Raw genomic sequence first — 11,435 nt, 5'->3', positions numbered from 1 at the left:
CCTGTAACTCCGGTAGGTCCTGTAGAACCAGTTGTTCCGGTAGCTCCAGTAGGTCCTGTAATTCCAGTAGGACCTGTAACTCCGGTAGAACCAGTGGCTCCCGTAGGACCAGTAGCTCCCGTAGGACCTGTAACTCCCGTAGGACCTGTAACTCCCGTAGGTCCTGTAACTCCGGTAGGTCCTGTAGAACCAGTTGTTCCGGTAGCTCCAGTAGGTCCTGTAATTCCAGTAGGACCTGTAACTCCGGTAGAACCAGTGGCTCCCGTAGGACCAGTGGCTCCCGTAGGACCAGTGGCTCCCGTAGGACCTGTAACTCCGGTAGAACCAGTGGCTCCAGTAGGACCGGTGGCTCCAGTAGAACCAGTAGCTCCCGTAGGACCTGTAACTCCCGTAGGACCTGTAACTCCGGTAGAACCAGTGGCTCCCGTAGGACCAGTAGCTCCAGTAGGACCTGTAACTCCGGTAGAACCAGTGGCTCCCGTAGGACCAGTAGCTCCAGTAGGACCTGTAACTCCAGTAGGACCTGTAACTCCGGTAGAACCAGTGGCTCCTGTAGGACCAGTGGCTCCCGTAGGACCAGTAGCTCCCGTAGGTCCTGTAACTCCGGTAGGTCCTGTAGAACCAGTTGTTCCGGTAGCTCCCGTAGGTCCTGTAATTCCAGTAGGACCTGTAACTCCGGTAGAACCAGTGGCTCCCGTAGGACCAGTGGCTCCCGTAGGACCAGTAGCTCCCGTAGGACCTGTAACTCCAGTAGGTCCTGTAGAACCAGTTGTTCCGGTAGCTCCAGTAGGTCCTGTAATTCCAGTAGGACCTGTAACTCCGGTAGAACCAGTGGCTCCCGTAGGACCAGTAGCTCCCGTAGGACCTGTAACTCCAGTAGGACCTGTAACTCCGGTAGAACCAGTGGCTCCTGTAGGACCAGTAGCTCCCGTAGGACCAGTAGCTCCCGTAGGACCTGTAACTCCGGTAGGTCCTGTAATTCCCGTAGGACCTGTATCTCCGGTAGGTCCTGTAGTTCCCGTAGAACCAGTGGCTCCGCTAGGACCGGTGGCTCCCGTAGGACCTGTAACTCCGGTAGAACCAGTGGCTCCCGTAGGACCAGTAGCTCCCGTAGGACCTGTAACTCCAGTAGGACCTGTAACTCCGGTAGAACCAGTGGCTCCCGTAGGACCAGTAGCTCCAGTGGGACCAGTAGCTCCGGTCGGACCGGTCGGTAGTGTAAATGGTGGAGTTGGCGGCAATGTAGGGCCTACAAGACTAGGATCAAACGCTGCAGCAGATATGAAATCAGCTTGGGCTAATTCGTTTGAATACTTTTTTTCATTCTCATCTGACATTATATACCTCCTTTCTCTTTAAAAAATTTATTCAATGTAGGGCTTGTACATACTATAAATTATAAAAGAAACAGTCTTTTCTAAAATAATTGAAAATATTCTTTGGATTTTCAAAGATTTATTTATTATTAATCAAGGTTAATCTCATTTGTATTTTATAAACAAACCCATTAAAAGAACTCTTACCAAAAACCAATATTTTTGTAACATTTCTCATCTTGCTTCTATTTCTATATTTATAAGGTTTTTTGAGTTGCAAAAAATAGTTACCAAAAGTATTACCAAATACCTTTACAATAAATGAACCTTCGGTACAATGTAAATATATGATTGTACAGGAGGAAGCAAATGATTATTGGTTATGCACGCGTATCTACTGTCGATCAAAATTTAGATCGGCAAATCCATTCACTTACTGAATACGGATGTGAAAAAGTCATACAAGAGAAATTCACTGGAACGATTCGAGAAAGACAAGGTCTTATAAATTTGTTTGATGTGATAAGAAAAGGAGATACTGTTGTAGTTGAAAGTATCTCACGTTTAGGACGGAAAACATTAGATATCCTAAGTATCATCCAACAGTTCGAAGAAATAGGAGTTCAATTTGTATCATTGAAAGAGAATATGGATACAAGAACGCCTACAGGTAAGGCTATGTTGCAAATGATGTGTGTCATTGCAGAATTAGAAAGAAATTTAATTGCGGAACGAGTGAAAGAAGGATTAGAAGCAAGTAAGAAACGTGGAAAAAAATTAGGTAGACCCAAATTAGAAAAAGAAAAACTCTCAATTGCATTACGCATGTATGACAGTAAAGAATACTCTATTAAAGAAATTGTAGAAGGAACTGGTGTATCACAAGGTTCTCTTTATCGAGCAATTAATCAACGAAAACTCGAAGAAACACAGAGGTGACAAATCTCTGTGTTTTTACTTTGCGGTCTATGACTGCAACCCTGTCACTACCCCCATATTGGTGAAATAAAAGTGGGTTCAAGTCTTTAATTCAATACAAAAATGTCAATTCTATTATGGAATTGACATTTTTGTATTGAATGAGTAGCGTATTTTTGTCATATATAAGCAATGAAAATTGCATTGAATAGATAATAGCACAATTAGACATAAAGGGAAACTTAGATTTGTTTAGCATATAATTTTTGGAAAAACTAATTTGTTTTTATATTTGAAAGTATTACAAGCCTCGGCAAACATATAGATGGTTTTCATAAAACTCATGGTAAACCATTTCAATTTTCTTACTCAACGACTCCTGAATTTTCAATATTTACAATGTATTTCACTTTTACTGGTACTGTTTTATATATTTTGTTCCATTCTTTTAACTTAAATGATTTATAATGCTGTTTAAATTTAGAGCCTAAACCAAGTGGATCTACATTTAGATTTTGTAGTTTTTTTAGTAGCTTTTTACTATCTGTATTAAGTTGTTTTTCTATGTTCTTTGTTATTATCTCGAAATTCTTTTTATTTTCTAGACTTATTCTTTTTGAGACTTCTTGCAGACGAGCATCCACTTTAACTTGAATATAAAAAGATGGTTTTCCATTTTTAATCCGAACATGATAGGAAGGAGTGAAACGGATGTTGTTAATTAATACATAACCGCCGTGGCTTTTAAATTCTTGAGAGTTCAATCTATGTTTTTCAAGCAATCCTCTAAAAACAAACATCTCTTTTGGTTCCAATTTCCCTACATATGTTTCTTCATTGAAAAGAGCTAAACCTTGAATTTTTATTTTATCTTTTTGTTTTTTTAATATTGGCAGAAAATTATCTTGTCCTACTGTGTAATAGCGATTAGAGTTATGATGTAAATTATCATACGGTAATGAACCTGTTTCCATATTGTGTTCCAACAGATTTTTTATATAAATTGCAACATTAAAGTTATTTTGATATTTTCCAAAGAATAGATCATATCCATTACCTTCCAGTATCCCTAGATATATTGAGTGTCCTATACTACTATCTCGTAGAAGTGTATCATACGCTACCGCTATATCTTTTTTAGCTAATTTTTCTGTAAAAAGAGCAACACGTAATTGGCCAATGGCAAACGGCTGTGCAGATTCGAAAGAGGCATTTTCTCTTCCTTGTTTTACTGTGTTTGCAATATTCTCAAATACTTGAACTTTATGACCTTTTTGTTGAATAGGACAGACAATTGTTGCTTTTATTTTATCTTTTGTTGTATCGTATACAACGCCTTGAATTAATTGAACATCATCAATAAGAGACTTTTGCAAGCATCCTGTCATAAATATTAATGAAATACCAAATAGTATAATTTGTTTTTGTGTAATTTTTTTCATATTCCCTCCATCCAGTCACAAATCAAATTGAAAAGTAACTCGTTGTAAGTTTTGGATTATATTGTATTAATTATTAAATTATAGGATTTGATTATTTATGATATTTTCCCATAATAATCACCATTATATGTATGTTTTTATTAAAACTACCAATAATAGCAATTATGTAAAAAGTAAACGAATACACGTATTTATCAAAAAATCCTAACCTTAATTATTTTCAAGATGGAAGAATCAAAAAAGGTATAGAGTATATACAGATAGATATGGAGATTTTAATGAACTCTCTTCAACTAGGACAAACATGTGAAATGTCCAACGCTTATGTAGGAAGGACTAATCGATAGCTTTTTATATAGCTTAAAGTAATTTTTAATCAAACTTTATTCTAAACCTACAGAAGAAACGCAACAGTAAAAAACTTTGCGTTTCTTTTTTATTGTTATATTTATTGGAAACTACTTTGCACTTCCCGGCACAGTTGCTCCTTCTCTCCCTAAAAGAAGGATTAGAAGCAAGTAAGAAACGTGGAAAAAGATTAGGTAGGCCTAAATTAGAAAAAGAAAAACTCTCAATTGCATTACGCATGTATGACAGTAAAGAATACTCTATTAAAGAAATTGTAGAAGGAACTGGTGTATCACAAGGTTCTTTTTATCGAGCAATTAATCAACCTCTAAGTTTTTCGATGCTCCCTTTACATATCCAAGAGCCAATTTACTCTTAACGGGGTAAAATACGGCTCTTTTCGCATATAAATTTGCTTAGCGTGGTTTTTTTCAAAAATGCTGGCGGTACCCCTTAAAGAGGGATAGCTCTTTTCTCGTATATATTTCTTTGTATTAGTGTAATCTAACTAAAAACTTACTGAAAAGGAAGTTTAATGGGTGAATTTGTTAAAGCTAGGGTTAGGCTACTCAAATTGATGGGACAAACAATTGGTATTGTAGGTGGTCATATAATTTGGGAATTGGTAGTGAATGCAATGATTATAAATCCGCTTTTATATAGTGCCACCTCGTAGTGATTAATATTTCAGTTGCTGCAGTTACTGTATTTTCACTTCCTCATATATAGCATCGTAATTCGGTATCGGATTTTAATTTTTGTGTTTTTGCTAATAGTGAATGATGTAGGATTACATGGGATTATTTTAGCTCTTATTGTACATATGATTCATTTTATAAATTTAAGATTGTTAGTGTTTTTTTACAACACCTATTGCTTCTTCACCTTAAAGGGATAGGAAGGAAGAAATTATTCGTCTCCCAAAATCGACGTTGAAAGAAAGACGAGAAGTTTGCAAATAATAGATTCTAAAATACGTTCAAGGGAACAAGATAGTGCAATGCAAACTTTATTTTTAAAAGGTTGGGTTGATATGAAGTTTGTTGAGCTAGTACCTTTCCAGTTTTTTATTTTATATAAAATGGAGGAATCGTTGGAGTGAAATACCTTTTTAAAATTATTATAGTTACGCTTTTAGTTGGATCTATCAGCGGTTGCTCCGAGTTAGTAGAAATAGAAGAAAGGGGATTTGTAGTAGGAGCTGCTTATGATATTGTGAAGGAAAAGCAATCAAATCCAATTATGAAAGGGACCTATCAAGTGGTACTCCCTCATGTGGCACAACAAGGTGGACAGGGTGATGGAGATAGTGGTAATTTTATTAATGTGAGTGCAAAGGCAGATAGCGTTTTTGAACAAATACGAATTATCGCTAAAAAAATCAGTCGTACATTGTTCTTCCCGCATATACAAGTAATTATTTTTTCTGAAGAGTTACTCTCGAATCCATATATTTTACAGAATACGTTAGATGTATATATTCGAGATCATGAAATGAGACGAAATATCCGTCTATTCGTTACTGAGGAAAATGCAGAAGCTGTATTGAATCAAAGTGCAAAACCTGAAAATTTACCGGCACAGTATATTGATATGTTAGCTGAACATCCTCCGAAAAACGCTCAAATGGTTGGGGCTGCAAGAATTGGTGATGTGCAGGAAAAGATTATTTCAAAACGAAGTTTTGTATTACCTATCTTAAAGTTAACAGAACAGGGGATACAAATGGGAGGGGCTGCACTGTTTCGTGGAAAAGATAACAAGTATATTGGAACGTTAAGCGGGGAACAAACAATGGGAATTAATTATATAATAGGCAGAAAAATAGGAGGTTTCTTTACCATACGTAAAAAAAATCAGCTTATTACATATGAAATTCATAAGTTGCACCGAAAAATAAAGATATTTACTGAAAATACCTTAAAACCGAAATTTGATATTCATTTATCCTTGGAGGGTACATTGGCTGAGTTGCACTTTAATGATCATAAAAGGGGTCTGAATGAAAAGCGTTTAGAGAAGGATATTTCGAGGGAAATGGAGAAGCGCATCCAAAAATCAATTAAGCTTGTTCAAAAAAAATATAAGGTAGATGTATTAGAACTAGGAGAAGTGTATAAGCGGCATAATTATAAAGAATGGAAAAAAATCAGTAAGAATTGGGATCAAGGAAAAAATTATTTTAGTGATGCCGAAATTACTGTTCATGTTCATCCGACTATTGAACATTCAGGTTCAGCTTTACCCAAGAGAGTAAAATAAAGTGATTTCTGCCTTTACGTATTAGACATTAACTGCACAATGTTATTAGTGGGAAGACAATAATGGGAAAAAATATCCCAAAGGGTAGTAGAAGCTGTTGAATTATATAATTATAAACAAACAGTGTCGCTCGAACAGATTAACTTTCCATGACAGAAACAACTGAGATAGTAATAGGCGCAGACCTATCAACATCCATTACAAAGGCAATACCCGTTACTAAAAGCACATCTTGCAAAATATTAAGTAAAGTAGTATTTCAAGTACAAAAAGGAAATGTAAAATGAAGATTCGTTGTTAGAGGGAGATTATATGAATTTTATTTGAGAATCATTTATTTTAATCTTGAGTGGTATTCTTTTATTACGAATAGCATGTAGAGAGTTTACTTCGCAGATGACATTAGCACAAGCTGTAGTAATGATTTCTATTGGTACAGTTATTGTACGACCTATAGTAGAAAAAAGTGTATTAAAGGCAATTGTAAGTTCATTTATATTTGTCATTTCAGTGGTTATTATAGAATATCTACAATTAAAATCTAATGCATTCCAGGAGTTTATTACTGGTAAGCGTAAAACAGTGATTAAAAATGGTATTTTAAATGTTTCTAACTTGAAGAAAATGCGTTTAACAGTAGGTCAATTAGAAATGACGTTACGTAACTAAGGAATTTCAAAGGTTAGAGATGTAAAAACAGCAACACTAGAACCCAATGGTCAATTAGAGTATGAATTAGAAGCGGATGCTAAGCCGTTAACAGTATGAGTCTTAAAAGGATTAATTTAACCCCAATTTTCAAATCAAAATATACTATCAGATAACCCAACAGACTTACAATCAAAAAATAATAATTCAAATATACTTCAAGAGAAGGATGTATAATCTGATTTTAAAAATCATGATTTGAAGTAAGAAATAAAAAATGCAGCTAGCGAAACCTAAATGCTCCCACAAACACTGCAACAAAGGACCACTTCACAAAGTATGTGTAAATACCAGTTTATACCACCCTAATCTTAAAAAAGTACCAGTTATAAATAAAAGATTTTTAAGTATCGTAAATGTTACTTTCATCTTATATACTCCTGTTAAAAAGTTTCTATAATAGAGCAGTCAGTAAAACTAATTTGACTTGTCATACATGCTTATCAGGCTAAGTTTAGGTTTTCTATGAACTATATAAAAATAGGTTGTTTTAAGTAAGTTATGTTGCGTTAGCAACTTAATTTGAATAGTTTTCCTCACTTTAATGCAACACAAATGACATTGTGTCGCATTAAACGACCTTATCGTTGTTCAAATCACTTATTTTCATGTCAGGATTTTAACGTGGGGGTTTTCAGAAGTGATGTCCCCTTCTATAAGTTTTATATAACAAAGAAAAAATCATCTACTTTCGTGGATACTTCATCGTATTTAATTAAATGAAAGTAAACCTTTGGGTAAAATTCAATTGGATTTTAACTAAATTTGTAATGAATTTCTCAATACAGATATACTGCCTAATTACGGGTATAATATTCGAAATTAACAAAAAGTAGGTTATGATATAAATATGATAGTTATCCTTTTGTTTACTCCTTGTGCTAAAGATAAGATTATGTTCCCTGATCTTATCTTTTTATTTTTGGATTTTAGATACAAAAAGGAACCTTTAATAGCTTAAAACTACCCTGTCACTAGGCTAGAAAGATGAAAAGCTTCAAATCCCGGTCTCTACGCAGCAGATTAAAGTAGTAAAAATTACTTGAAGGAAAACGCTTGGACGTAAATTAGAAGTACCAGGAAATATACAGCAAAGAGAACTAAATGGGTTATATATTATAATAACATCGGAAGCAATGAGAGATACCAAGAGAACATAGGGAAATTCTTTGGGAATGATATGGTTATAAAAACATAAGCACTTGAAGGGATCCCTTGTGTATCTAAACATTTGCCAAACAAATAAATGATGTTAGGATGTAGAAAAGGTACACTAACAAGGAGAAGTGATTATGCCAAAAGCTTTCTATATGAATATTAATGATTACGAGAGACCTGCAGATATATTGCGGATGCTTGGACATCCCATGCGTTTGATGATAGTTCGAGAATTAATTTTAAAAGGTCCATTAAATGTATCCCAGTTACAGAAGCTACTACGTGTTCCACAATCTACAATGTCACAGCAATTAATAAAGTTAAAACAGTTTAAGAGGGTTTCCTATGACCGAAAAGGAAATGAGATTTATTATATAGTGAGTGACGAAAAAGTGATTGAGAGTATGAAGGGATTAGAATGTTTGCAACAGTGGACGTAAGAAGATATGAAAAATCTCCTTATTTCTATAGTAGGGGTAGCGTCAGGAAAATGCGGATTTACAACGTTAAGGAATTCAATATAAAAAAGCCTAATTTCTCGGTGTTGCAAGAGCTTAGGCCTTTTTAAAAAACTATAAATACCGTTTGAATTAATATTAGGATCCATCTTGGTACTTCAACTTTCCGGAGTTAACTAAATTAACTTTAACTTTTAAATTCTTTATACTGTGTTCATTTAAGTAAAACGAGTCTGTTTTTACTTCTTCTTTCCATTTTCTTGGATTCTGACGGTATAATGATTCACCTAATTTGTAGATATCTGCATTTATTTCTATTCCTTTTTCAAAGGATTTTAGAATTTCTAATTTGATAATATCTTCAGTTTTTGTAATCAACTCTTTATCACTAATTTCCTTGATCTTCTCATTTATTCCAGCTTGAACTTCAACTCGAATATTAAAAAGTATGGGCTTACTACTCATAATAGGGGAAATTGTAATCTTAGGTTTCTCTATCACTACGGAAACAACAGCGCTATCATTCTCAATAATCCACACAGGAGATCGAACGTTTTTTTCATCCATCCATCTTAGACCGTTTAAATCAGTCTCAGAAAGCCATCCTTCTAGGCGATTATTCCTTACAAAGAACGCTCCATCATTTCTTAATAATGGTGCTTTTTTGGATTCTTCTTTCCAATTTTCTGTTGAAATTTTAAGTGATGGGATATAAGCAGTTTGCCCCATCGGATCACTATCTCTAATAAATTGATAAAATTGTTTAGGTTGTATGTAAGACCGTTGTTTATACCTTTCCTTTGGTTCATGGAGAATGGTAGACAACCCCGATAATGTAAAAAAGGCTTTTGTTTTAAGTATATCATCAATGGGTTCCTTTGTAGCGTATAAGAGAATATTATAGCGTATTTCTCGGTACCGATTAATAAAATCAATAGAGTCTTTAATATCTTGTCTGAGCAGTCTTTCGCTTAATATTATTGTAGATACATGTCCCCAAAAAAGTCTTTGTTGAGCATCCTTATATAATTGATTTAATGCTTCCGTAATGGTAAAACCTTCACCTCTTCCTATCCACACTGGTGGTTGTTTATCAGGTCTAGCCCCCTCTAACTTAGCAACGTTAGAAAAGTCAAGTAACTGAGCATAAGCTATATATTTTCCTTCTTTAAAATCTATACCAAGAGCTGCAACATAATAAATATCTTGAACTTCTTTAATATTCCAACATCCAGATAACATTGCACTAGTGATAAGCATCATAATTATTAGTTTTATTTTGTGCAGCTTCACTGTTTTCCTTCTCCTTCGTCCGTTTTAGAACTATCATTGGTTCGGAGATAATCAACTCTATGTCTATAACTTCTCCACGGTAAACGAAACAATCCCTTGAAAAAATCTGAACTAGATTTTGGGAAAACTAAAGCTAAGTAAGGGATTCCAAAGGAACGTAATCTTGAGATATAAAGAACGATTACGAATCCGGCAAGCATAAATCCATATAACCCCATCAAAATTGAACATAATAGTACAAACCCTCTGAGTATGGATACTGCTCCTGCTAATATTTGGTTTACTAAGGTATATCCCGCAATAGCAGATAAAGCAGTAATAACAATGACAGAAGGGGAGATAAAACCCGAACGGATTGCAGCATCCCCAATGATTAGTCCGCCTACCACTGAAAGGGTTTGACCAAGGGGGGAGGGTAATCTTTGACCGGCTTCACGGAACATCTCAAAAAGGAACAAAACAATTATAAGCTCAAGTGGTGCTGGAAATGGTAGACCTGATCTTGCAACAGTCACAGTCGCAAGAAGAGGGAAAGGAATTTGATCTTGGTGATAAGCAAGTAATGCCATCCAAAATCCGGGTAGGAAGACAGCTAAAAGAAATCCTATCCACCGATAAAAGCGTGCAAATGATACAGTTAGAAAATTAAAGTGGGAATCTTCTGCAGCTTTTATTAAAAAAGTTATAGTAACAGGAGCGATAATAACAATTGGGGAGCCATCAATTATAATCACTACTCTACCTTGCAATAAGCATTCCACTGCAAAATCTGGTCTAGCTGTATCACCACAAAGAGGAAAAATAGATAAAGATTGTTTCGATACCATCTCTTGAATTTGAGTTGAACTAATTACGCCATCGATATCAATTAAAGTTAGACATTCTCGAATGTTATCTAAAATCTCTAAATTAACTACATCTTTTAAATATAATATCCCTATTTGAGTTTGGGTCCGTTTACCTAACGTCAACGTTTGATAAGACAAGGTGGGATGTCTTAATCTTTTACGAATAAGTGCCACGTTTGTTGAAATATCTTCAATAAAATTGTCTCTTGGCCCACGTACGGATATTTCGTAATTAGACTGTTCAGTAGAACGGTTTGGTTTATTTGAAGCATTGACAGAAAAAAAGGTAAGCGACTTAGGAAAATACAGAACTAAATTTCCGTTAAATATTTCCAAAGAGATAGACTCTAACCCTTCTCCCACTTTTAAAGGTGTCCACTCTAGCTCTTGTTGATACTTATGGATTTCTTCCTTTAAGAAAAGATATTGATGTTTTTGAGCTATTTTTTCTAATTGAGGAATAACAATCTGATTTATTTGTTTTTTGTCCACTAAACTTTCGCAATAAATGAAAAAGGTCTCAACAGCTTTTTCTTCACTCCCAATTTTATGGAGAACAACTTTGACATCCTCACTATTTTGATATGTTGAACGTATTTTTTCCTCATTTAATATTGGATTTGGTTTATAGATAGAAAATTTTCCATTACCCTCTTTTTTTGTATTCTGATTCCATCTTCGCAA

The 11,435-nt window shown here is 34.8% G+C and carries 7 protein-coding genes and 3 pseudogenes; 6 read left to right on the top strand and 4 right to left on the bottom strand.

Annotated elements, in window-relative coordinates; translation table 11 throughout:
• Positions 1–1,337: exosporium leader peptide-containing protein (locus ACTFNE_RS26020; RefSeq protein ID WP_439998554.1), on the bottom strand; the 1,337-nt coding region annotated here is incomplete at its 3' end.
• Between the two features lie 348 nt (positions 1,338–1,685).
• On the opposite strand from ACTFNE_RS26020, the gene ACTFNE_RS26015 reads away from it, so the two are divergent.
• The gene (locus ACTFNE_RS26015; protein ID WP_000583552.1) at positions 1,686–2,255 is read left to right on the top strand and encodes a recombinase family protein; all 570 of its coding nucleotides are present in this window, start codon (positions 1,686–1,688) and stop codon (positions 2,253–2,255) included.
• 344 nt (positions 2,256–2,599) lie between these two features.
• On the opposite strand, the gene ACTFNE_RS26010 is transcribed toward ACTFNE_RS26015, so the two are convergent.
• Positions 2,600–3,676 (bottom strand): Ger(x)C family spore germination protein, encoded by a 1,077-nt coding sequence (locus tag ACTFNE_RS26010; RefSeq protein ID WP_439998552.1) that lies wholly within the window; start codon positions 3,674–3,676, stop codon positions 2,600–2,602.
• Between the two features lie 177 nt (positions 3,677–3,853).
• Here ACTFNE_RS26010 and ACTFNE_RS26005 point away from each other — a divergent pair.
• The 5 genes and pseudogenes from ACTFNE_RS26005 to ACTFNE_RS25985 form a co-directional block, all read left to right on the top strand.
• Positions 3,854–4,020: pseudogene (locus ACTFNE_RS26005) on the top strand (IS4 family transposase); the annotation flags it as partial.
• A 152-nt stretch (positions 4,021–4,172) separates the two neighbouring features.
• Positions 4,173–4,403, top strand: a pseudogene (locus ACTFNE_RS26000) (helix-turn-helix domain-containing protein); the annotation flags it as partial.
• Between the two features lie 719 nt (positions 4,404–5,122).
• Entirely contained in the window at positions 5,123–6,286 is a 1,164-nt protein-coding gene (locus ACTFNE_RS25995) for a Ger(x)C family spore germination protein (RefSeq protein WP_000876125.1), read from the top strand.
• A 396-nt stretch (positions 6,287–6,682) separates the two neighbouring features.
• Positions 6,683–7,054, top strand: a pseudogene (locus ACTFNE_RS25990) (DUF421 domain-containing protein).
• Between the two features lie 1,232 nt (positions 7,055–8,286).
• A complete protein-coding gene (locus ACTFNE_RS25985; RefSeq protein ID WP_086405090.1) occupies positions 8,287–8,592 on the top strand; it encodes an ArsR/SmtB family transcription factor in 306 nt (101 codons plus the stop codon).
• 156 nt (positions 8,593–8,748) lie between these two features.
• On the opposite strand, the gene ACTFNE_RS25980 is transcribed toward ACTFNE_RS25985, so the two are convergent.
• Positions 8,749–9,903, bottom strand: a complete 1,155-nt coding sequence (locus ACTFNE_RS25980; protein WP_000766211.1) for a Ger(x)C family spore germination protein — start codon at positions 9,901–9,903, stop codon at positions 8,749–8,751.
• Entirely contained in the window at positions 9,900–11,435 is a 1,536-nt protein-coding gene (locus ACTFNE_RS25975) for a spore germination protein (RefSeq protein WP_001255449.1), read from the bottom strand. Before ACTFNE_RS25975 ends, ACTFNE_RS25980 begins: the two co-directional genes overlap by 4 nt.

This window comes from Bacillus cereus group sp. MYBKT111-2, assembly GCF_051915205.1.
Classification (GTDB): Bacteria; Bacillota; Bacilli; order Bacillales; family Bacillaceae_G; genus Bacillus_A; species Bacillus_A paranthracis.
This window is presented reverse-complemented; position numbering and strand designations above follow the sequence as displayed.